Origin of the sequence: Microcoleus sp. A006_D1 (assembly GCF_036702805.1) — a bacterium.
Taxonomy (GTDB): domain Bacteria; phylum Cyanobacteriota; class Cyanobacteriia; order Cyanobacteriales; family Microcoleaceae; genus Microcoleus.
This window is the reverse complement of the sequence record NZ_JAUBVZ010000010.1, coordinates 117,095-138,682: the sequence shown is the minus strand read 5'-3', so window position 1 is coordinate 138,682 and position 21,588 is coordinate 117,095. Positions and strand designations below refer to the sequence as shown.

Below are 21,588 nucleotides of genomic sequence, written 5' to 3'. Positions count from 1 at the left end.
CCCTTCGGGAAGGCTAATGCCTACGTTTTTATAGGCGCGGTTTCAACCGTACGTCCTATCTACTGCGATGACTTTAAGGTGAATTGTCCCCATCTGTACTGGGAGGTTTCTGACCAATTCCCAATTGCTTCTTAGAGGATTTTAAGTCTTTCCAAAGCGCCTTAATATCTTTATAGGCTTTCTCAGTGCTAATTTTCCCCCCTGTTTCCAGCGAGCAAATATAAGTTATTTTCTGAGCAAATTCCTGCAAGTTGGCATTAAACGCCAAGTTTTCTGGCGTGAAATCACCGTAGTAGCGACTGCGAGGATGTAAAAAGTCTTCCCGTTCTTTCATTGCCCCCTCCTAATTAAACTTTTGGTTCTATCTCTGCTATTAATAGCAGTCTTTGCACTTAGTATCGCGGCGCTTACTTACTTTTATTGTATTCCGCTGATCACAATTGTGCTTTTTCGCTGTGTACCTAGCTTGTTTAGCTAATTTTAACCTTTAATTACCCGTATTTTAACCTTAATTTAACCTAAAAACACAAAAATTGGGAGACGCGCTGTTGGCATCTCCCTTTAGATAGATTTTACGGTTGTTTTTGAACCGGTTCTGAAGCGGAATATTTATTTGCTGCACTCGCAACCGGTGTGGCCGCAGCCGCTACCGTTGGGGTGGCCCTCAGCGCAAGCAGTGGAACAGTAGTTTTTGCCACTTTTTTCGATGGCTTCACTGAGGCTGACAACGCACAAACAAGAAGGACAGGCGCATTTCATTTGGGTGACAGTGGTCATTTTACTTTCTCGGGAGTGGGTTTGTTTCGGTATATTTATATATGAACACATATTCAGATGTGTGTCAAGGGAATGTAAAAGTTTTGTTACAAAAGTTGACCGATCGCGCTAATATGAAAATGAGAATTAAAATCAGCCGGGAAAAGATGTCACCGAAGTCTGCTGTTAACGGAGCGATAAGTCAGCCTGACCAAGAAAACGATACACCAACGTGCGATACATCGCACGTAGTTGACAGTTGGCTGGCCGGAGACATCCAAACACAAGTGCTCAACACCGCAAAAGCTCAGCGGATGGCCGAGTTTTTCAGTCTTTTGGGAGATGCGAATCGGCTGCGGCTGGTGTCTGTGTTGGCAAAACAAGAATTGTGCGTGTGTGATTTGGCGGCGACTTTGAGCATGAGTGAATCGGCAGTATCGCACCAGTTGCGGGCGATGCGGGCGATGCGGTTGGTAAGTTACCGCAAGGTTGGGAGACAGGTTTTTTATAGTTTACTCGATCGCCACGTTTTAGAACTTTACCAAGCAGTTTCCGAACACTTAGACGAAGAATCTTAATTTGTCAGTTGACAGTTGACAGTTGACAGTTGTTAGTTGTCAGTCGTCATTGGTAATTTCTGTAGGGGCGAATTCTGTAGGGCGAGTTCACCGATATCTATGATGCACATCGAGAATATTTGCAAACTCGCCCTCCCCAACCCAAGATTCATGCAAGCGATTATCTGTAAAGGGGCCCTGACTGCAAACCAGGGCTTATCCTCAAATTACGCTTCGAGGACAGTGTGACCTGAAGCAACCACAGCCTGTTTAATTGACTCTTCGGAGGCTTTAGCTTCCACAGTCACAGTCTTGGCTGCTAAATCCACATCAATCTTAGCTTCGGGTTCAACAGTTTTGATGGCTTCGGTAATAGTGTCTCCGCAGCCGGAACAGACGATCGACGGAACATGAAGTTTGAGTGCCATAATTAAGCGAGATCTTGTAGATGACAGTATTGATTGTGCTTTTATGTTAATCTAATTTCGCTTTTTGGGACGATGCTCGAAGCCCATCCCACAAAAAAAAATTGTGGGATGGGCTTCGAGCATCGTCCAAATTTTCTTGAAAGAGGTCTCAAGTCCAATGACCAATGACTAATGACTAATGACTAATGACTTAGCATCAGCAACGCACCGCCCGACGGCCGCCGCCACAGGCCGCAAACTTGCAACTAAATCTACCATATCCGGCAAAGAAAGAGCTTGCCGCGCGTCAGAAACCGATTTTTCCGGTTGCGGGTGACACTCAACAATCAATCCGTCAGCACCGCAAGCAACCGCTGCTTTGGCTAGAGGTGCGACTAATTCCCGCTTGCCGGCGGCGTGAGAAGGGTCTACAATTACTGGCAAATGAGTTAACTGTTTCAAGGCTACGACTGCACCTAAATCTAAGACGTTTCGCGTATAATTGTCGAAGCTGCGGATGCCTCTTTCGCACATCACTACATTCGGGTTTCCGTGGCTGAGTATGTATTCGGCGGCCATCACAAATTCTTCGATGGTGGCTGACAAGCCGCGTTTTAACAACACTGGTTTTCCGGCTTGACCGATCGCCTTTAGTAACTCAAAATTCTGCATATTGCGACTGCCTACTTGCAGCATATCAGCATAGGCGACAACTGGCTCGATTTGGGCGATCGACATTACCTCCGTCACCACCGGCAAACCGTAACGCCGGCTGACATCGGCTAAAATTTCCAGCCCCTCAATTCCCATCCCTTGGAAAGCGTAGGGAGACGTGCGGGGTTTGTAGACTCCCCCCCGCAAAGCTTGCACCGATGCGGCTGAGAGTTTACTGGCGACTGTCTCCATTTGTTCGGAACTTTCCACGGTACAGGGCCCGCCGATGATTAATAATTCTGTGCCGCCGACAGAGACGGTTTCGGATAGTTTGACAATTGTCTGGTGTTCGGGATGAGATTTGGTGACGAGTTTGGCATCTAACATGAGGGAATTCTCCTGCAAAATCGAGTGGGTGGTTGACAATAAAAAACCCGGAACTTTTAAGGAGTTCCGGGTTGGCGCGAAAAGACAGCACGACAATTTACCCAGAGCTCCTGTGGGGCCAAAAATAAAAGCCGTAATACCAGTTACTGAATAATGTCATTGCTGTTTTCGCTTGTGCTTGATTGGTGGTTGGGAAAAGAAGTAGAAAAAACAAAACCGCAGGTGTTAAGCTGCGGTTCGCCCGGATGTTCACAGTGAATTTACAATTCACTCCGGGCGAACTTGACCTTGCCAAAAATAAAAATAGCTGATTGCTGTGAACATAGGTGAAGGGATGCGATTTACTGATTAAATTCAATACTATTCGCTAAGCTAGCACAGACTGATAGAAATGTCAAGGATTTTTTGCAAAAGGTAGGGACACGGCATTGCCCAAGGAGTGTCAACTTAAAGTCTAAAACTGATTAGATCTCTCGTTTACTGCCGAGGCCTGATCCCCCTAAATCCCCCTTAATAAGGGGGACTTTGAGAATGCTCTTGTCCCCCCCCTTTTTAAGGGGGGTTAGGGGGGATCTGGCCTGGGCTATAAACGAGAGACACAAAGGTTTTTAGGCGATTGTTGATACTAATGACATTATTACTCCCAACCGAAGTCTCGATCGCACAATTGAGCTAATCTCTGATTGGGCGATCGATAATATGCCCTTAATTGCTCGTATACTGTCTCGCTAACCGGCGGATATTGGGTAGCGTTGTGCTTTTCGTAGATTTCTAATTGGTGCGGCGGCAAGTCTAGAAATTTTAACACGCTGTTGTATATGCTGCAAGGATTTGCATACAAATCTTCGCTTTTGAGGATTAAGATTTGTGATTTGGGAAATAGCTGCATCCAGTCTGGAAGTTGGTCGGCGTAGAGGCCGCGGCTTAGATATGTGTGGTGGCGGTGGTTGTAACTTTCGTAGGTTGGACTCGCTAGGATTTTTTCGATTTCACCTTTGAGTCTTTCGGGCTCGTGGCCGATCGCACTTTCGAGAGATAGCGATTCGTAGCCAATTTTTATGTAGTAATGATAGTGGGAAATTGCGCGCTCTACGGGATTTCTCAGCAGGGCGATGATTTTAACTTTGGGACATAAATCGTGGATGCGCCCTGCGACGCGGGGATGAAAAATATAGTAGGGGCTGGCTTCTCCGGTTAGCTGGTGTTCGCCGCTTTGTGCTTGGGGAAATTGGGAATAATACCAGTCGGGGGTTTTGTCGAAGTTGAGGTCGAAATAATGGATTTCTTTTTGGGCGGCGGGGGCGATTTGGGGATGTTGGATTAGGTAGTTGTACAGGGATGTTGTGCCGCCTTTTTGGACGCCGATGATGATGAAATCGGGGGGTTTGGAGGGTTGTTTCATGGGTGGGCGATGATATCTGTCGCTTGGTGTCAATTTGGGCGTCGAACTGTTGATAAATATAGCTTACAGCCGAGTTGCGATCGCGCGATCGGCTAATTAATAGTCCTGGACGCATCGGTGGTCAGAAACCGGGTTTTTTTACGAAAATCTTTCGTTGTAGCCAACAGATTAGGTAAAAAACCCGGTTTCTTTAGCCTGATACAAATCTAACCAACTCCGCGCGGTTGTGGTTTTTTAGCCGAGCGTGCTAGCATTACCTTTAGCGCGATTGCGCGCAATACGTGGTATTTCGTTCTCGATCGCCAGATGCGAGAATGCAGATATGCGCGTTTGAGAGATATGGCTAAAAAAATTCCACCTGACATGGCTGAGCTGAGCGTTTACGTAGACAAAAAGCTAAAGTTGCAATTCAAACTAGCTTGTACGGCTCAAGAAAAACCGATGAGTGAAATCGTTGGTTTACTGATGAAGCAATGGCTAGAAATACAAGCAACCTCGCCAGAGTCTGAACCCTAGCGCGTCAAGACGGCCGCCAAAACTGAGGAGACAAATGTTGAGAGATTCAGACAACCCTGAGAAATCTTGGGAAGATTTAGAAGCCGAACTAGCGGAAAACCCGGACAGACCTTTTTATGCCCGGAGTGACGCAGCAGCTTTTAAACGCTGCGAGAAACAAAATCGCTAAGCAACGAGACACTCGGACGTAACCGGGAGAGCCTATTACACTTGTGATGAGAAAAGAGGGAAAAACTCATGACTGAATATCGATTAACACCCGCAAAGTACCGTCACGTTCAGGTAGTCGTTTGTCTCAATCGCGTTCGATTAGACGGCTACGCTAACTCTGATGAGGCTTTGGCAAAGCTGAGCGAACTGGGTTACAGTCCCCAATTGCGTTATCAATGGAATCCAGAGCGAGATGAATTTGATTTGTATGCGCTGATTCATGATTTGCCGCTAGATGAGTCGCTGATGACTGACGAAAAGTGTCAGGAGTTCTTTAAGCATTTTAGGCACAGTCAGATATATTCGATCGGCTGTGGACACGCTGACGCCGATTGGTTATTTGCTTGGGGCTTTAATGACCCGCGGCGTCACGCTACGCCGGAGGAAATTGAGCCCCTGCAAGCAAATGCTACGGCCGCTGCTTGATATTTGTGGACGCACGATCGCACTTTTGGACAATACATCAAGTGCGATCGCGCGATTCCCTACGGGATAGCTTCGCTTCACGGGTTGCAGAGGATACGGCAGTGCAGTTTCCCGTAGGGCGATCGCGCAACAACCGAAATTAGATCGCACATTTATAGCCGTTTTCGGGTATGGAAACGGCATTGCCGTGTTCTGTATTTGATACTTTACCTGATCCAAATCCCGATAATCAGCAATGTTCCCCAATCTAAAATCTAAAATCTAAAATCTAAAATTGAGTGACTTTGTGGCTGGGCACTGACATCTCGATCGAACTAGACTAGAGTGGAGTTCCCGACCCCAAATCCTTGCGGGGCAAATCTTTCGGGGAAAAATATATCGGCAGCGAACCCCTTTGCGGGTTTGTGGGTTTTACTTTTGGGCGAGAATACACATTGTGTAAATTTGTGCAAGGGGTGATATGGATGTTGTGGAAATTGGGAACTATAAAGATGGGATCGTACTGTTCGGCAGTATCTACCTGCAATACCATCTCTGAAAATATCCGGGAAGGCGTCAATGTTTAAAAGCAAATTATCCAAAGTTATCGTATCGCTGCTGCGGCGGATTGCTGGTGTTACCAGAACCGGGGCGAAGCGGCTGATGAGAGCAATGCTGCGTGCCATGATGGCTATGAGCCGCAGGGCACAATTGCCTGTGGCGGGGTTTGTGCTGCCGACGGTGACGATGGTGTTGCTGGTAGTGATCTTGTTGACTGTGGCGATTACTCTGCGATCGTTCGATCGGGCAAATACGGCTCGCAACGTGCGCGTGAACCAGCAGGTGCTGGCGGCTGCCACTCCCGCGCTCGATCGGGCAAAAGCAAAAATTCAGTTTATGCTGCGGGAAGACCCGCAAAGACCGACGGCTACTCCATCCGATGCAGAATTGTACCGGATTATGTCGTCTTATGATGCAACAAATGACTCTTATAAGTTCGGGGATGAGACACGCCTGAAACTTAAATTTGACCTAGACGGTGATGGTGCTCCGTTCGCCGATCTTCCCCTTACCGATCCTAGCAATGTCGAGAAAAACGAATCAATAAACACTGCTTGGAGGTATGAAGTCGATACGAATAATGATGGCCAGAAGGATACCTATACAATCTACGGCATATTCTTTCGCTCTCCACCTCGTGACAAAGACGCCAATTTCACAAGAGCGAGAAAACCGCTGGAAGCAAGAACACCTCCAATGTCTGGAGGCACGCTCAAAAAAGGGTGCGAGGCGGGTGGTAGTAGCGCTAGTTTGGTCGGAGACTCTGGTTGGTACAAAATAGATGGTAGGTTGAAAAAAAGTTTCTTTGTTTACACGGTTAATGTACCGATTGAGGGGAAATTCAAAGGCACTCCCAGTATTTCCGCTCTAGAATACCAACAAGACCAAAGCCGTATTCCCCTCAGCAATAATGCGGTTGTGTATGAAGATGATTTAGAAATATCTCCGGGTCCCACGTTAAGGCTGAATGGGCGGATGATCACAAATAGTAATCTGCTAGTGACGGTTACGAGGGGCGGAGAAAGCTTAAATTTATATCAAGTTAGCAGCAAGGATTCCTGTTTTTACGAACAAGAAAACAGCAAGATAATTGTTGGTGGAAATGTAGTCAACGGCTGGTCGGGAAATAACGATTCCAAAGTAGCAGTGCCAGTACACCTGTTTAAAAAAGATGCCGATCCAAAAACAAACTTAACAATTGACACTACAAACCAATCTACAAGCAATACCTCTTTAGATGTAATCTATAACAATCAAGCTTACGCCGATCGCATCGCGGCATTAGTAAATGAACGGATCGGACCCGTCGGGAGTGAAACCGATCCCCTTACCGATCCAATTTCAGTCCAAGAAGCCACAAAACTCACAGGAGCCGGACAGACACGGCCACAAGCGCTGGAAGATTATTTTAAGGAGAGGACTCGGAAAGTTCCCTTTGCTGAAAATGCCTTTGGCGTGAACGGAACTGGAGGCGTGACTATTGGAAATTTGGTTGATTCAGGGCGGCAGGGTCTACGACCCAAACCTCTATGGGTTGATCCATCAACCAAATTAACTCTCAAAACCGACCAACTACAAGCAAATAAACCTGAACCTCCACGCGACGAAGAAGAGTTCATCGGCGATCGAGTAGTGGCGGGTAATAACTTGCCTTCCCAAATTTGGAACAGCACCAAAAACCAATTTGAAACTGCATCGCAAACATTTGGAACGTGGCAACCCAGCGTAGCGGGGCGCAAACGAGAGTCCCAGGTGATTAAGCTCGCAGACGTGGGAGCAACTGACCGTGACGGTTTTTGGGAAGAAGCATCAGCCCAAATACCTAAAACTCCCCTTGACGGTATAGGTGGTCTGCGGATTATTACCAGTGCCGGAGTTTACGATCGCACAACTTCTTTTCTTCCCCCTCCTCAATGGCTCGATCTTCGAGATCCTGCTGGGAGTCCTCCAAGGAAAGGACCATTATTTGTCACTGATCCCCTGACTGCCAACAATACTTACGACGACCCAGCAACTTCTACGGTTGTCGAGCAATACCCCGTCGTATGGCCGGACTCCATGCCGATGTCGCCACTGGGACCTGGATCGAAAGTATATAACAACGTTGCTACTACCAATAATTGGATTCTATTTCCAGGAACAGACGCAAACGGTAATGGGCTAACACCGGCAGCAACTCCGTCAGCCATTGACCCCAGCACGCCCCAGTTTGCCAAAGGCGATTTGCGGATGCGGGCATCGGCAGTTTATCACTATGCAAACAGTGGCTACAAGCAAGGTGAAACTCCTCAACAAACCCCTTTTGCCTGCGTCAGCAGCTACTACGACCCCAGTACCGCACTGACAGCGAGAAATATAAGTACACAGCTTGATGTCAGCGGAGATATAACTCTTCCAGCACTAACGCGCCCTGCAATTACAAAAATCGGCTCTCACAACGGCATAGTTTACGAATTCCCAGGACGACCAACGCTTGCAGGACTGGGACCTCTCCCACCTAACGGCTTGTTGACCGGTGGCAACCCAATTTATACCGCACAAGCTAACTACGTGTTTCCTGACGGTAGGTTTGCCAACAAGCCTTTGAGAGATGCGCTGCTGAAAGATCCAGTTAAGCGAACTTTGGCCGACTTAGCAGCGATCGACTCTACTGCTTGCGCTTTGAATATTTTGCAGACTCCCACTGTTAGCAATGCGATTCCTGCTGGGGCCATTCAGGAAGTAGCATTTTTGAATGCCAGAGAAATCAGGGCAATAGACGCCGACGATACTGCTACTACTAAAGTGAATGAAGAATTTACGCTGAGCAGTCCTCTGAGCATTCCTCCTGCCATAAACCCCGAGGCAGCAAAATTAACAGGGTATTACAATCTGCCGATCGAAGAACGGCAACCCCTAGAAATTCGAGCAACCCAGTTGGATATAAAGAAACTGCGGCAGGAAGAATTTAATAAAGTACCAGTAACTAACTGGCTAGGAGCGCCGGCAAAAGAGTATTTACTGCCAAACAGCGGGATTATTTATGCCAGTCGGGATGACGCGCTCCCCGATCGCAGTGCTCGAAGTGCTGATGAAAATAGGAATAAATTAGTCAGTCCCACAGACTCTCTGCTCGACCCCACACGCAAACCGAACGGGATTTTAGTCATCAACGGTGAATCGCTATTCCGCGACAAAGCAGGTCCGGTAAGACCAACAACCGTGGCAGACGTGGTTAGGGAAAAAGGTCTAACTTTGGTATCTAATTTGCCTGTTTATATCAAAGGAGAATTTAACAAACACAGCCAACAAGAGTTCAACACACCTTTAACAGACAATTGGAGTAATTTTTACACTGGTCGTGGCGCCCTCAATCCTAATTTTGCCTGTCGCCCAGGCGACCCCAGACTCAAAGATTGTACAGACGGTGATAATTGGCGTCCCGCAACGGTATTAGGAGATGCTGTAACTCTGCTATCAGGAGAATACCGCTTTGGCTTCCGCAACGAAGGGGATTTTGACCTCAGAAATAATGCGGGCGCTGCTGCTGTATTACCTCGGAGACAACAAGGTTTTTATCACAACAACTTTGTGACTAACGGTCTCACTAGCGGGGCATTCTTAATTGACGGGAAACCCTCACTCGTTGGGGGTGCAGGAGGGCTTAAAGATGATGACTATAAAGCTCCCAAGTTGAATAGTTCTTACTTCAACAACTTTGTCACGCCCGTTCAAAGACGCGGAACGTTCCCAGAATATTTGATGGAAACTTGCATAAAACTGCCGGTTTCTGAATGTGGCACAGACCCCAAGGATTGGGTGGTCAATCCAATTCCGGTGGGCGGCCGCACGGTACAAACAGCGGCAGAGGTGCTTGCTAGTGGCCTGACAGCTTACAACCCAACTAACCGTGAAAATGTGTTCCAAGCCGGAACAACTGTTGACCCTCCGATTCCAGGATTACAGCGATTCCCCCGCCGCGTTGCTTTCCCAAGAACCCCTGGTACCAATAATTTGACTGGATCGCCAAATCCACAGCCTTACGGCATTAATGGTGGAACAGTAGATTCTGCTAACCCTGGGACACCTAAACTAAATTCTCTGTGGTTCGCGACGACAGCAACAGCAACTTCTAATGCTGTAAAGTACGGTGAGACTGGATTCCCATTACCGTTTGTCGCCAACAAAAATGTGACTGACTGGAATGGTAAAGCTCTCCCACTTTTATCAACCGCTCAGCCCTTTCAGCCGCTGCTGATGCCTGTCTTACAGCTCCAAACAGTGGGAACTGCCGTCGGCTCAGACGGCCCACCCTTAGATAGTACGCTAGCAAAACAAACTGGGTGGCTGCCGAGAGTTGATAATAAGCCTACAGCTTTCCATCTGCTCATAGGAGCCGGAGACATTCCTTCCCGAGCTCTTGACCCTAATACGGGTGACTTTAACGGCGGTCTGCAAAATTTGCCCCGCTTTTTGGAAAGCTGGCAAGTCAACAATGTCGATATTGCAACGGATATCAAGGGTTCTTTCATCCAACTAAATCGTAGTGCTTACAGCACGAGTCCTTATTTTCCAATTCTGCCACCGTCGTTTAGTACCTTAAAAAGTTTGTTCGATCGACCAACAACTTCACTAATGGCTGCTTATCAGCCTCCAAAGGTACAAGCGATTGGTGGGGCACTCGTAACAGGATATATAACTGATGGTGGAGGTCGCCTTCCCTATTTCATCCCACCAAAACGGGATTGGGGTTTTGATGTAGGGTTGCTATCTCAGCCGCCTGACTTGTTTACCCAAAGGTTCACTACTCCTCCGAGAAAGACTGAGCCGGATGAGTATTTCCGGGAAGTCGGTCGCGATGACAAGTGGGTACAAACTTTGATGTGTGCTGAAATTGCCGCCACCCCCGGCACCTTCGCTGTGGATGCTCCTTTTAAACCAGCTACTTGTCCTCCTCCCGCCTAAATTTCTGCCGCGCAATTACCGGAGTTCTACTTATGACTGAGCAAAAACAACACCAAAATTTATCCCAGTCGCGAGACGGTGGCTACACGATTATCGAGTCGTTGGTAGCGATGATTGTAGTTTCGGTGCTGATGATCGCGATCGCCCCGGTGATGGCATTCTCCGTAGCAACTCGCGTCCAAGCGCGGCGGGTGGAACTGGCCACACAGGCGGCGAAAACTTACATTGACGGTTTGCGATCGGGGTCAATTAAGTTTAATGACCCCACAATTAAAGGGTTTCCCGCTAAATTCACAGCGACAAACCCGGAAGATTTGGCTAACGCACCAGTTCCGACAAATAAAGACGATTTATACTGCGTTGACCTGGATGCAGGAGGTTGTAGCACCAGTAGCACCAAAGACTTTTACGTTCAGGGCGCTTGGCGAAATCCGTCGAATCCCTCCGATCCCACAACAACGGGCTACCAGCTCTTAGTCCGAGTTTACAGGGCTGATTCCTTTCCGGGTGTAACTTTGAGGGCTCCCAAGGCTGCGAAGCAATCTGTTGTGGGTTCTGGTTTGGGCGACAAGACCATCCCAGTAGTAGAAATGTCTACAGAGATTCCCGCGATCGGAACTCCTTCCTATAAGTCAATCTTGGAGCGCCTCAAATAACCATGAACTAATGTAGACCGATAATTACAGTAAGCGTGATTAGATTAAAACCCCTCCGACCCACTCGGCAAAGGAAAAAGTCAAAATGAAAACTTTACTCAGGTTGCTTCTCAAAACTCAGTACCAGCAAAACCGCTGCGGACAAGCTCAAACAGAGAAGGGCATGACTCTGGTCGAGCTATTGGTGGGCGCGATTATGGCATTTTTAATCATTACGCCGATGCTCGCCTTTGTAGTCGATATGCTGAATACCGACAGGAGGGAACAAGTCAAGTCAAACACCGAGCAAGACATTCAGGCGGCAGTTGATTTCATCGCCCAAGATTTGAGTCAAGCCATTTATATCTACGATAGTGACGGAATCAAGGCAATTAAAACTCAACTTCCAGATGCTACTGTAAATACTAGAATTCCGATCCTCGTGTTCTGGAAGCGACAGCAGATTAAAAATGCTGTTCCTGTTAACAGTTCAATAAAACCAAACCAATGTGAAACTACAGCTAATGCAGGTAAATGCAACGACACCTATGTACTTTCATTAGTTGCCTACTACCAGTTTAAAGATAATGATTCTACTTGGTGTCAGCCTTCAGGAAATCCTTGTCCTACCCGTATTGCCCGCTATACAATTAGGGATGGAGTAAGAAACCCTTACGCGACAGATCCTACAAATCCTTACTACAACGTTACTGATACAAACCCAGATACTCAACAACCAGATCCCGCTTTTAATAGAAAGTTTGGATTGACTGAACCCACAAAAGACGTGACAGACGCGACGCAACTCGGAAATGCTAAATCTGGGGCAAAAAAGCCCGAGGTACTGGTTAACTACATCGACCACAATACACCAGTGCAGACATTATCATTCACTGAATGCCAGACGGCTCTTGGTAATCCTACCGACCCCAAAAATTCCACAAAAAAAATAGATGAAGGAACGCTAAAAGTAACAGATCCAGCTACGAATAGTTTCTACGCTTGTGTAGATACAGATAAAAATATAGCCCGAGTAACGATCAGAGGAAACAGCTTGCGCCGCCTTCAAAATAGTAATGTTCCTTCTAGTACCGAGAATTCAGCATTTTTCCCAACAGCAAGCGTGCAAGTACAAGGTCTAGGTGCACGAGGAAAGTAACATATGCTTGAAACACATTTCCGCACCGCTACAGGCCCATAAAAAACAGGAGATAACCATGAAAACCCCACCAATATTATTAAAACTTTTGCACAAGTCGATCGCCAAAACCACCCCTAATTTTAACAAAACAGCATCCCGAAACGACGATGGAGGATTCACTCTTCTAGAAGTGCTGATCGTAGTGCTGATTTTAGGTATATTCGCCTCGATCGCAGCTCCGGGCTGGCTGGGATTCATCAACAGACAAAGAGTCCGCACAGTCAACGATCGAGTCCTCCAAACCTTGCGAAGTGCACAAAGCGAAGCCAAGCGAACAAAGAGCGATATAGTAGTTACGTTCAATAATGATAAAAGTACGCCTGCTGCTGACCCGCCAACAGTTACGTTTAGCCGGCCATTACCCACGGGCGGTAGTACACAGCAGTTAAATGGTGGAGGTGAAATTAAAGCCCGACAGATTGAACTTACGCACAATGCAGCTAACCTTAACCCTGCAAACTCGATTGTTTTTAACTATCAGGGAAATGTGAATGAACTTCCCGCTCCAGTCGCTCCAGCAACTAATAAGCGATTAGTTGTCACAGTTTCTGCTCTTCCTAGTAGTACAAAACAGTGCGTAATTGTGGAAACTATCTTAGGAGGAATGCGAACTGATGAGGGAGCTGCTTGTAACATACCATAACTTTCAATAAATTTAATTTTAATCTCTAACAGCGATTCCGCGCAAGTTCTGAATTGCTGAAATATATTAATAATTTAAAAAAGTATTGCTAGAATCCTCTATCTTATACCAACTATTAAAAGCTCCCCGCACCGGACACGGCAATGCCGTTTCCCTACCGATGCTCGGGTAGGGACACGGCACTGCCGTCTCCTGTATTTCAGAGAATTGAAAAATCGCATAATAGGAATTATTTAATATTTCAAATCCCCTCAAAATACTCAAACTATGCAGCTAGAACTCAAACAAATCACAGTCCCGCCAGGGAATCAATTACTGCTAAAAGACATAACCTGGCAGATGTTTGAAACTATCTTATCAGAACTAGGAGAACACCGCGCCTCCCGACTTTCATACAGCAACGGAACCTTAGAAATCATGGTACCGCTACCGGAACACGAAATTGGCAAAGTCCTGATTGGGGACTTAGTAAAAATTCTCCTTGAAGAACTAGAGCTAGAATTTTGGTCTTTGGGTTCTACCACATTAAAAAATGCAAAAATGGCTCAGGGATTAGAAGCTGATGACTGTTTCTACATCCAAAACGAAGCCGCAGTCCGAGGCAAAAACCGCATCGACTTAGCCACAGACCCCCCTCCAGATTTAGCCATATAAATCGACATCACATCGCGCACTCAGCTCAACAACTACGAAGCATTGGGAGTTCCCGAATTGTGGCGCTACAACGGCCACAACCTCCAAATCAGTGTCCTGCAAAATGGAAAATATATCAAGGGCGATCGCAGTCTTCAGTTTCCCAACTTCCCCATCACCGAACTCATCCCCCAGTATTTAGAACAAAGCAAAACAGCCGGCAGAAACGTCGCGATGAAAGCCTTTAGAGCCTGGGTGAGAACCCAAATTTAGCCATCTTTCATACCCAGGGCCAGATCCCCCCTAACCCCCCTTAAGAAGGGGGGGACAAGAGTGCGATCGAAGTCCCTCTAAAAAAGCAGGGACAAGAGCATTCTCAAAGTCCCCCTTGCTTTCGGGGGATGCGAGGGGGAAGAAGCCTCGGATAGAAGCGAGATTTCTCAGGTTTCAAGCGATTTATCTACTGCGGGCGATCGCATCAATACGCGCAATTTGTGCGATCGGGCGATCGATAAATTTGCTGTAGGGAAACGGCACTGCCGTCTCCTGACTGCCTCGCAGTTAAAAAATATACATAGCAGGCGATGTCTCCAGGCAAACGACTGTGCCCAGCTTTGACTGCCGTATTCCTTACAGCACATACATTGCAGGCGATTTATGTAGGTAAAAGCCACTGCCGTATCCTGAAGCGCAGCTCTGGAAATTGGTATAAATTTTCAGTAAATGCCGATCTACACAGTAACCAAACTCAAAAGTTAAAATCGAGCCATCAAAAATAGTTTCTCCTAGCCATTTTTCATTTCAAGCCAAACATCAGGGAGTGCATCTACGTGTTAATAAAAAAAACGCTCAAAAGCAGAGCCACTGCACTTGACGCCGGTTTTACAATGGTTGAGTTATTGATAATTATTTCAATCATCGGGATATTTTGTGCGATCGTCACCCCCAGTTGGCTGATGTTCATCAACAACCACCGTTTGAAGGTATCAGTCGATCGGGCTTATTCTGCGATCGAGCGCGCCCAAAGCAACGCCAAACGCGACAAAACTTCATGGCAAGTCAGCATTAAACAAGTAGGAGAAAACGCACAGCTAGCAGTTCACCCAGCCGACATTCCCCCAGCCAAACTACTAGCCCATCAATGGAAAGAGCTAGAAGACAAAATTCAAATAGATCAACATGAAACCACAATGCTCGAAGTAGATGAAAACAACAAGCAAACAGCAGACGGCACAATCCAGCGAGTAATGTTCAACTATCGAGGTTGTCCAGTATCTCGCAGCGACCACGACTGCACCCTCACAAGTATCCGAGCCAAAGGAACCCTAACACTATCTCATCCCCAGTTAAAAAACAGCCAGCGCTGCATCATTATCTCCACCCTCCTAGGACACAAACGCATCTCCAAAAGACAATTCAAGCCCAACCCTAACAACGACAAAAAAAGATATTGCTACTAACTTGGATGAAATGCAGAAGTCAAGTTACAGCAGATTGCAGGCCCATCAGGTACATTAAAGAAGCCCTACGGGGCACGGCACTGCCCATTCGTGTCAACTTAAGCCTGGAACTACTGAAAAATCTCGCTTTTATCCGAGGTCAGATCCCCCTCGCATCCCCCTTAAGAAGGGGGACTTTGAGAAGATTCTTGTCCCCCCCTTCTTAAGGGGGGTTAGGGGGGATCTAGATTTAATAGTCAAACAACAGTCTCTGACTGGGTTTGACCTTAAGTTGACACTCCTTGGGCACGGCGCCGTGTCCCTACCTTTCTGATGTACCTCACGCCCTAATGCTGACTACTTCCCCGCCGGCAAAGACAACTGAGGCGAAGTCTTAGGATAAGCTACACTCTCGGGAATCGCAGCAGGTTCCGACGACAGCAAAAACTCGCGAATTAACCTAGCAACTGCTCTTTGAGCCAAACCGCCCACGACTTGCTGGCCCATGTTCTGCACTTCTGGTTTCAGCAACAACTGCGGCAGTAGCTGCAAAACTTTCATCCCGTCAAAACCCGGAGTTGATTGCAAAATATCCCAAATTCGCTTGATGTGTTCCAAGTTTTGTTGTTCGGTTGGTGAAACCACAGGTAGACTCGCCTTGACTCCAAACCATTCACCGACTACAGATTTAGCGTTAGCAAAAGCATTGCTCGAAAGCGTGTCGAGACTTTTCACCAATTCAGCTACAATGCGATCGCGAATGAAATCTCCTCTCTGAGAAAATAAATACTCTAACGCTTGGTTGAGGATTTTGCTGACATCATAATCGTCGCTCTCCCGGGCATTGTTCAGCAAATTTTCTAAGCGGTTCCAGCGGAATTCGCCTTTCTTGAACAGCAAATCTTGCAGGGAAGCTCTCAATTCCGGTGCGGGGTCGCTCAGCAGCCGTTTTGCTACATAAGGATAAGCTTTGCTCAGCACTTTGAATTCAGGATCGACATTAATCGCAATCCCTTCTAACGTAACGAGCGATCGAATAATCAAAGCATAGTAAGCCGGAACTCGGAAAGGATACTCGTACATCACCGCCGAAAGTTCATCAGTAATGCTCTTGAAATTTAGTTCCGCAACACTAGCACCCAAAGCATTGTTAAACACCCCAGCCAAAGCCGGAATAATTGGCGTCAAATCAGTATCTGGCGTTAAAAACTCCAACTTCACGTAATCTCTCGCCAAACCTTCAAAGTCGCGGTTGACCAAATGCACCACAGCTTCTAATAACCCGTACCGCTGATAAGGTTCCACTTCGCTCATCATCCCAAAATCGAGATAAGCCAAATGACCGTCAGGAGTTGCCAAAAGATTACCTGGATGCGGGTCAGCGTGAAAGAAACCGTGTTCCAGAAGCTGTCTGAGAGAACACTGCACCCCCACTTCAATTAAGTAACGAGCGTCGATTCCTTGAGCCTTGACGGCTTCTAAATTAGTGAGCTTGATCCCGGTGATCCATTCCATTGTCAAGACGCGGCGGCGGGTATATTCCCAGTAGATTTTGGGAACGTAAATATCCTTCAAATTCCCGTAGAGTTCGGCAAAGCGTTCCGCATTTTGTCCTTCGTGGGTGTAGTCCATTTCTTCGTAAATGCGCTCGCCCAACTCGTCCATAATCCCTGCGAGGTCGCTGCGAATTATTTTGAAGTTGTTTTGCGCCCAAAGTGCGACGCGCCGCAGGATGTAAATATCTAAGCCGATGTTGTCGGCTAAACCTGGTCGCTGCACTTTAATAGCGACGATTTCCCCGGTTTTGAGTTTACCTTTGTAGACTTGTCCGAGGGATGCTGCTGCGATCGGATCTGCGGTGATTTCGGCGTAAATTTCGTTGGGATGCGCTCCCAATTCTTCTTGTATAAATTGATACGCTACTTCGTTGGGAAACGGTGGCAATTGGTCTTGCAGCGTGGTTAGTTCTTCTAAATATACTGGCGGTACTAAGTCGGGGCGAGTTGAGAGTGCTTGTCCGATTTTGATGAAAGCTGGGCCGAGTTGGCTGAGAATTTCTCGCAGGCGGGCGGCGCGGCGCTTTTCGTTGGCGGCGCTACGGCCTCTTTTTTTGTCAAACCACAAACTGAAGGCGAAGCTAAAAAATGTCCAAACAACGCTTAACAGCCGTCCCCAGACTTGCAGGGGGCGATTGCGGTACTGGGCTGCGATCGCCACTGGATCGTAGCGCACAGCTTCTCCTGCCAACTCATAAGCTATATCTTTGGCTGATTTGAGCGGTTTGGGAGTCGCTGCGGCATTCTCTAGTTCTACTTGTACTGCTTGCAGGGGAACGGTTTCTACCTCTTGGAGATTGCCGAGTGCAGCGTGAGTCCCTGAATTTGAGTAAGTTACCGGGGAGGCTGGCGATACTGTCTTGACATCCATAAACTCAGACCTAGTGTGAAGCATTGTAAACACATTGTAACAATTTGTCGCCTTGTCACCACTGCTTTAAGGCATAAAACTGAAGTCATTGGTCAGTTGACAGTTGACAGTTGACAGTTGACAGTAGTCAGTTGTCAGTAGTCCGTTGTCAACAGTTTATAGTCCAAGAGTATGCGCTACGACCAAAGAAACCGGGTTTTTTACGGGTTCTAGGGGTCGTCACCAAGTATTTTCGCGAAAAACCCGGTTTCTGACTAGCCGCACGTATTCTCCCCCTCTCTGCCTGTCTCTGTCTTCACTCGCCGCTGGTTCTGAGCAGCCGATCGCGAATCCCTGAAAGTTGCGATTTTGTACTGATGGGCGATCGGGGTTGGGGCATTTCGATAATTGGTTATTTTAGACTTTAAAGTTAAAATTTGCACTCTATCTCAAGAGACATTTTATATTTAACATTTTTTCAAAAGTTGGCTATTTCCAGTGTCGAATTGTGGTGCTGGTTGCCCGAGGGAGGATTTTTTTGAGTGATTTATCAGAAAGAATTGGTTTAAAGCCGGAACCCTTTTAGGGAGAAATTAAAAGCCGACTAGATATCTTGCAAAAGTCTTTTTAATCAAATTTTGGAACAGGCAAGATGCCCGTTCCACATAAATATTTTTTTATGTGGAACAGGCAAGATGCCTGTTCCTAGTTATTTTTGCAAGAGGTCTACTATTGATTACTCCAGTCCTCTTCCTTCCAGGTAAAGGTCGCCCTCAAGCAGTCAACTGTCAACTGTCAACTGTCAACTGTCAACTGTCAACTGTCAGCGGCAATCGCGTACCCAGAGTGCTCAAATTCAACGCATAACCACCCGTAGCGAGATAAACAGCATCGGCGATCGCCCCGATGTGGCGCACGAGAGTGCCGAGGCGATCGCGAAACAGCCGTCCCGCCGGATAAGCAGGCACAACACCCCATCCAGTTTCCTCTCCTACCAAAATGACATCAGCCGCCGCCGACTTCAAACCTGCCAGCAAATCTTGCTGCGAAAGGGCCCAAGCAGCAGATTCTTGTTCTAAAAGATTTGCCGTCCAAGTTCCCAGGGAATCAATTAACAAGCAATCCGACGCTGAGGCCGATCGCACAACTGCCGGTAATTCGATCGACACTTCCAGAGTTGTCCAATTAGTCGGACGGCGATTTCGGTGCACTTCCAGGCGACGAACCCACTCCAAATCCGCTTCATCAACCAAGCCAGTAGCCACATAGATTACTTGTTTTCCCGAAGTCTCAGCCAGAGTTTCCGCCCATTCACTTTTGCCACTTCGCGCCGGCCCAGTCACTAAGATTATTTTAGTCATTTATGGTTGGTTATTTGTTGTTGGTTATTTGTTGTTGGTTATTGGTTATTGGTTATTGGTTATTTGTTGTTGGTTATTGGTTATTGGTTATTGGTTATTTGATTGCCAATTATTTTAAGGCGATAATAGCATTAATGGGACAATATCAGAGTCAGTCGATCGAGCTTCCAAGCATAGCCGTTTTCTTTTCAAGTGAGGTACGCCCTTACTAATTCGCAATTCAGGTAGAAGAAGCAAGAAGCAGAAACTATTCCCAATGCTCAATGCCCAATGCCCAGTATTTCCTCTTCTGTTATTTATGCCAGATCATCCTCAGATATCAGCCATAATTTGCACCCACAATCGCGCCACCTATTTAGCTGGGGCGATCGACAGCTTGCTGTTACAGGATTTTCCCGACAACTTTGAAGTAGTAATAGTCGATAACGGTTCTAGCGATTATGTGAGCCCAGAAAGTAGAATTTCACGCACCCGCGAGGTGGTAGAAGCAAGACTGGGCGATCGACGGCTCAAGTACGTATGGGAACCCGAAATCGGTCTGTCAGTAGCCCGGAACACCGGCGCAAAGGCAGCTCGTAGCCAAATATTAGCTTATCTCGACGACGACGCTATTGCCGATCCCAATTGGCTCAGGGAGTTACACGCCGCCTATCAAAGCAATCAAAAACTAGCCATAGCCGGTGGCAAAGTTAACTTACTGTGGCCTTCTGGAGTCACCCCGCCCGACTGGCTGTCGCCCGGATTGACCCAAAATTTGGGAGCATACGATTTAGGTGATACTTGCCTGTACGTGACTGCTGCCGGTTTGACTCCCAGGGGTGTAAACTACTCAATCCGGCGCGCTTTTCTCGAACAAATTGGCGGCTTCGATGTCAAACTCGGTAGAGTCGGCAAAAAGTTGCTGTCAAATGAAGAATTGCGCGCCACAGAATTAGCATTAGAGTTAGGTTGGCAAGTGGTTTATCTGCCTCATGCCCTGGTGCTGCACAATGTCGCCGCAGAACGGCTCAACAAAGCTTGGTTTCTAGAGCGCGGGTGGTGGCAAGGCATCAGCGAGTGTTATCGGGAACAATTGTGCGATCGAGCCGGTATTGCTCAGCTTGGGCGAGGAGGGGAAAGAATACTCAGGGGTGTCTACAAGTCTTTTAAATACATTAGAGATCCGGGGCTGCGCTTTGAAAATTTCGTTTTTGCCTGGGGCCAAATCGGTTATTTGAGTGCAGCCCTCCGCGGCCTGATTTTTCTACCGAAATCGACCAGCAGGCATTAGGCTATAGGCAATATCCCTCGCTGTTCAAGTCGTCGGCGCGGCTGTGCCGATCGCATTTCATCCACAATAACTCGACCGCATTCAGGTTCAAGCACTCGATTATGACATCTAGTTCATCCAAGATTCCGGTTTCAGTTCTCATTCCGGCAAAAGACGAAGAACTTAATCTACCTGCGTGTCTGGCCAGCATTGCCAGGGCGGATGAAGTTTTTCTGGTTGATTCCCAAAGCAGCGATCGCACGGTAGAAATTGCCATCAGCAGCGGCGCCAAAGTAGTGCAATTCTACTTCGATAACCGCTGGCCGAAAAAGAAAAATTGGTCTTTGGACAACCTGCCCTTTCGCAACGAATGGGTACTAATTGTCGATTGCGACGAACGGATTCCCCCGGAACTTTGGGACGAAATCGCCCGCGCGATCGCAGACCCCAATTTTGACGGCTACTATCTCAACCGCAAAGTCTTCTTTTTAGGACAGTGGCTGCGTTACGGCGGCCGCTATCCCGACTGGAATTTGCGTTTGTTCAAGCATCAAAAAGGCCGCTACGAAAATCTCGGCACTGAATCTGTCCCCAATACAGGCGACAACGAAGTTCACGAACACGTCATTTTAGCCGGTCAAGTCGGTTACTTAAAACATGATATGATCCACGAGGATTATCGCAATTTATTTCACTGGATCGAGCGTCACAACCGTTATTCAAATTGGGAAGCTCGTGTTTATTACAATATTCTTACTGGTCGCGACGACAGCGGTACTATTGGCGCTCACCTATTTGGAGATGCCGTGCAGCGGAAGCGATTTCTCAAAAAAGTTTGGGTGAGGCTGCCTTTGAAACCACTGCTCAGATTTATTTTATTTTACTTCATTCAGCTCGGCTTTTTGGATGGAAAAGCTGGCTATATTTATGCAAGGCTATTGAGCCAGTACGAGTATCAAATTAATGCAAAACTTTATGAGTTGAGATGCTGTGGCGGTCAGTTAAATGTGGCAGAACCTGAGCCTCCCCTATCGCCGCCTGTAGTTAGAAGTCAGGAGACTGAAGTTAAATCGCCTTAATACTTTGCCGCAATTGGGAATTGAGAATTCACAATTGGCAATTGGGGATATTAACGGGACAAAAAAAGCGTTAACAATCGCGTATTCAGCTAGATATTAGAGATTTGTGCGCTGGCTGCCAGAAAATATGGACGCCCAAGCTG

The 21,588-nt window shown here is 47.1% G+C and carries 20 protein-coding genes and 1 pseudogene; 13 read left to right on the top strand and 8 right to left on the bottom strand.

Going from position 1 to position 21,588, the window contains the following annotated elements; all coding sequences use genetic code 11:
- Positions 1–73 precede the first annotated feature (73 nt).
- Positions 74–334, bottom strand: coding sequence for a DUF7219 family protein (locus QUB68_RS19125; protein WP_332995411.1), 261 nt, complete (start codon positions 332–334; stop codon positions 74–76).
- 275 nt (positions 335–609) lie between these two features.
- Complete coding sequence (locus tag QUB68_RS19120) at positions 610–777, bottom strand: metallothionein (protein WP_332995409.1); 168 nt, start codon at positions 775–777, stop codon at positions 610–612.
- A gap of 146 nt (positions 778–923) precedes the next feature.
- On the opposite strand from QUB68_RS19120, the gene QUB68_RS19115 reads away from it, so the two are divergent.
- On the top strand, positions 924–1,334 hold the full coding sequence (locus QUB68_RS19115) for an ArsR/SmtB family transcription factor (protein WP_332995581.1): 411 nt from the start codon (positions 924–926) through the stop codon (positions 1,332–1,334).
- Positions 1,335–1,540: 206 nt separating this feature from the next.
- Here the strand turns inward: QUB68_RS19115 and QUB68_RS19110 are convergent, their stop codons facing one another.
- From QUB68_RS19110 to QUB68_RS19100, 3 genes are all read right to left on the bottom strand, one after another.
- Positions 1,541–1,741: a heavy-metal-associated domain-containing protein gene (locus tag QUB68_RS19110; protein WP_332995407.1), complete on the bottom strand. Its 201-nt coding sequence runs from the start codon at positions 1,739–1,741 to the stop codon at positions 1,541–1,543.
- 168 nt (positions 1,742–1,909) lie between these two features.
- Positions 1,910–2,779, bottom strand: coding sequence for a 3-deoxy-7-phosphoheptulonate synthase (gene aroF / locus QUB68_RS19105; RefSeq protein WP_332995579.1), 870 nt, complete (start codon positions 2,777–2,779; stop codon positions 1,910–1,912).
- A 619-nt stretch (positions 2,780–3,398) separates the two neighbouring features.
- Positions 3,399–4,163, bottom strand: coding sequence for a sulfotransferase domain-containing protein (locus QUB68_RS19100; RefSeq protein WP_332995405.1), 765 nt, complete (start codon positions 4,161–4,163; stop codon positions 3,399–3,401).
- Between the two features lie 363 nt (positions 4,164–4,526).
- On the opposite strand from QUB68_RS19100, the gene QUB68_RS19095 reads away from it, so the two are divergent.
- From QUB68_RS19095 to QUB68_RS19055, 9 genes and pseudogenes are all read left to right on the top strand, one after another.
- Positions 4,527–4,679 carry a hypothetical protein gene (locus QUB68_RS19095; RefSeq protein ID WP_332995403.1) on the top strand — a complete coding sequence of 51 codons (153 nt, stop codon included), beginning with the start codon at positions 4,527–4,529 and terminating at the stop codon, positions 4,677–4,679.
- Positions 4,680–4,713: 34 nt separating this feature from the next.
- Positions 4,714–4,848: a hypothetical protein gene (locus tag QUB68_RS19090; protein WP_332995401.1), complete on the top strand. Its 135-nt coding sequence runs from the start codon at positions 4,714–4,716 to the stop codon at positions 4,846–4,848.
- Positions 4,849–4,916: 68 nt separating this feature from the next.
- Complete coding sequence (locus QUB68_RS19085; protein ID WP_332995399.1) at positions 4,917–5,315, top strand: hypothetical protein; 399 nt, start codon at positions 4,917–4,919, stop codon at positions 5,313–5,315.
- A 5-nt stretch (positions 5,316–5,320) separates the two neighbouring features.
- Positions 5,321–5,458, top strand: a complete 138-nt coding sequence (locus QUB68_RS19080) for a hypothetical protein (protein ID WP_332995397.1) — start codon at positions 5,321–5,323, stop codon at positions 5,456–5,458.
- 415 nt (positions 5,459–5,873) lie between these two features.
- Positions 5,874–10,799 (top strand): hormogonium polysaccharide biosynthesis protein HpsA, encoded by a 4,926-nt coding sequence (gene hpsA, locus QUB68_RS19075; protein ID WP_332995395.1) that lies wholly within the window; start codon positions 5,874–5,876, stop codon positions 10,797–10,799.
- Between the two features lie 32 nt (positions 10,800–10,831).
- Complete coding sequence (gene hpsB / locus QUB68_RS19070; protein WP_332995393.1) at positions 10,832–11,455, top strand: hormogonium polysaccharide secretion pseudopilin HpsB; 624 nt, start codon at positions 10,832–10,834, stop codon at positions 11,453–11,455.
- Positions 11,456–11,540: 85 nt separating this feature from the next.
- Positions 11,541–12,593 (top strand): hormogonium polysaccharide secretion pseudopilin HpsC, encoded by a 1,053-nt coding sequence (gene hpsC / locus QUB68_RS19065; RefSeq protein WP_332995391.1) that lies wholly within the window; start codon positions 11,541–11,543, stop codon positions 12,591–12,593.
- Positions 12,594–12,651: 58 nt separating this feature from the next.
- Positions 12,652–13,278, top strand: a complete 627-nt coding sequence (locus QUB68_RS19060; protein WP_332995389.1) for a type II secretion system protein — start codon at positions 12,652–12,654, stop codon at positions 13,276–13,278.
- Between the two features lie 267 nt (positions 13,279–13,545).
- A pseudogene (locus QUB68_RS19055) lies at positions 13,546–14,184 on the top strand (Uma2 family endonuclease).
- A gap of 167 nt (positions 14,185–14,351) precedes the next feature.
- Here QUB68_RS19055 and QUB68_RS19050 read toward each other — a convergent pair.
- Entirely contained in the window at positions 14,352–14,585 is a 234-nt protein-coding gene (locus QUB68_RS19050) for a hypothetical protein (RefSeq protein WP_332995386.1), read from the bottom strand.
- Between the two features lie 213 nt (positions 14,586–14,798).
- On the opposite strand from QUB68_RS19050, the gene QUB68_RS19045 reads away from it, so the two are divergent.
- Positions 14,799–15,371, top strand: coding sequence for a transcriptional regulator (locus QUB68_RS19045; RefSeq protein WP_332995385.1), 573 nt, complete (start codon positions 14,799–14,801; stop codon positions 15,369–15,371).
- Positions 15,372–15,707: 336 nt separating this feature from the next.
- Here QUB68_RS19045 and QUB68_RS19040 read toward each other — a convergent pair whose 3' ends face one another.
- Together QUB68_RS19040 and cobU are read right to left on the bottom strand one after the other, a co-directional pair.
- Positions 15,708–17,777 (bottom strand): ABC1 kinase family protein, encoded by a 2,070-nt coding sequence (locus tag QUB68_RS19040; protein ID WP_332995577.1) that lies wholly within the window; start codon positions 17,775–17,777, stop codon positions 15,708–15,710.
- A 788-nt stretch (positions 17,778–18,565) separates the two neighbouring features.
- Positions 18,566–19,117 carry a bifunctional adenosylcobinamide kinase/adenosylcobinamide-phosphate guanylyltransferase gene (gene cobU / locus QUB68_RS19035; RefSeq protein WP_332995383.1) on the bottom strand — a complete coding sequence of 184 codons (552 nt, stop codon included), beginning with the start codon at positions 19,115–19,117 and terminating at the stop codon, positions 18,566–18,568.
- Positions 19,118–19,415: 298 nt separating this feature from the next.
- Here cobU and QUB68_RS19030 point away from each other — a divergent pair, with 298 nt between their 5' ends.
- The gene (locus QUB68_RS19030) at positions 19,416–20,387 is read left to right on the top strand and encodes a glycosyltransferase family 2 protein (RefSeq protein WP_332995381.1); all 972 of its coding nucleotides are present in this window, start codon (positions 19,416–19,418) and stop codon (positions 20,385–20,387) included.
- A 101-nt stretch (positions 20,388–20,488) separates the two neighbouring features.
- Positions 20,489–21,445 (top strand): glycosyltransferase family 2 protein, encoded by a 957-nt coding sequence (locus QUB68_RS19025; protein WP_332995379.1) that lies wholly within the window; start codon positions 20,489–20,491, stop codon positions 21,443–21,445.
- Positions 21,446–21,588: the final 143 nt, after the last annotated feature.

Bases quoted from the DNA above. Each gene is read 5' to 3' on its own strand.
- QUB68_RS19125 (WP_332995411.1), bottom strand. From the start codon at position 334: ATGAAAGAACGGGAAGACTTTTTACATCCTCGCAGTCGCTACTACGGT.
- QUB68_RS19120 (WP_332995409.1), bottom strand. From the start codon at position 777: ATGACCACTGTCACCCAAATGAAATGCGCCTGTCCTTCTTGTTTGTGC.
- QUB68_RS19115 (WP_332995581.1), top strand. From the start codon at position 924: ATGTCACCGAAGTCTGCTGTTAACGGAGCGATAAGTCAGCCTGACCAA.
- QUB68_RS19110 (WP_332995407.1), bottom strand. From the start codon at position 1,741: ATGGCACTCAAACTTCATGTTCCGTCGATCGTCTGTTCCGGCTGCGGA.
- QUB68_RS19100 (WP_332995405.1), bottom strand. From the start codon at position 4,163: ATGAAACAACCCTCCAAACCCCCCGATTTCATCATCATCGGCGTCCAA.
- QUB68_RS19095 (WP_332995403.1), top strand. From the start codon at position 4,527: ATGGCTGAGCTGAGCGTTTACGTAGACAAAAAGCTAAAGTTGCAATTC.
- QUB68_RS19090 (WP_332995401.1), top strand. From the start codon at position 4,714: ATGTTGAGAGATTCAGACAACCCTGAGAAATCTTGGGAAGATTTAGAA.
- QUB68_RS19085 (WP_332995399.1), top strand. From the start codon at position 4,917: ATGACTGAATATCGATTAACACCCGCAAAGTACCGTCACGTTCAGGTA.
- hpsA (WP_332995395.1), top strand. From the start codon at position 5,874: ATGTTTAAAAGCAAATTATCCAAAGTTATCGTATCGCTGCTGCGGCGG.
- hpsB (WP_332995393.1), top strand. From the start codon at position 10,832: ATGACTGAGCAAAAACAACACCAAAATTTATCCCAGTCGCGAGACGGT.
- hpsC (WP_332995391.1), top strand. From the start codon at position 11,541: ATGAAAACTTTACTCAGGTTGCTTCTCAAAACTCAGTACCAGCAAAAC.
- QUB68_RS19060 (WP_332995389.1), top strand. From the start codon at position 12,652: ATGAAAACCCCACCAATATTATTAAAACTTTTGCACAAGTCGATCGCC.
- QUB68_RS19045 (WP_332995385.1), top strand. From the start codon at position 14,799: ATGGTTGAGTTATTGATAATTATTTCAATCATCGGGATATTTTGTGCG.
- QUB68_RS19040 (WP_332995577.1), bottom strand. From the start codon at position 17,777: ATGGATGTCAAGACAGTATCGCCAGCCTCCCCGGTAACTTACTCAAAT.
- cobU (WP_332995383.1), bottom strand. From the start codon at position 19,117: ATGACTAAAATAATCTTAGTGACTGGGCCGGCGCGAAGTGGCAAAAGT.
- QUB68_RS19030 (WP_332995381.1), top strand. From the start codon at position 19,416: ATGCCAGATCATCCTCAGATATCAGCCATAATTTGCACCCACAATCGC.
- QUB68_RS19025 (WP_332995379.1), top strand. From the start codon at position 20,489: ATGACATCTAGTTCATCCAAGATTCCGGTTTCAGTTCTCATTCCGGCA.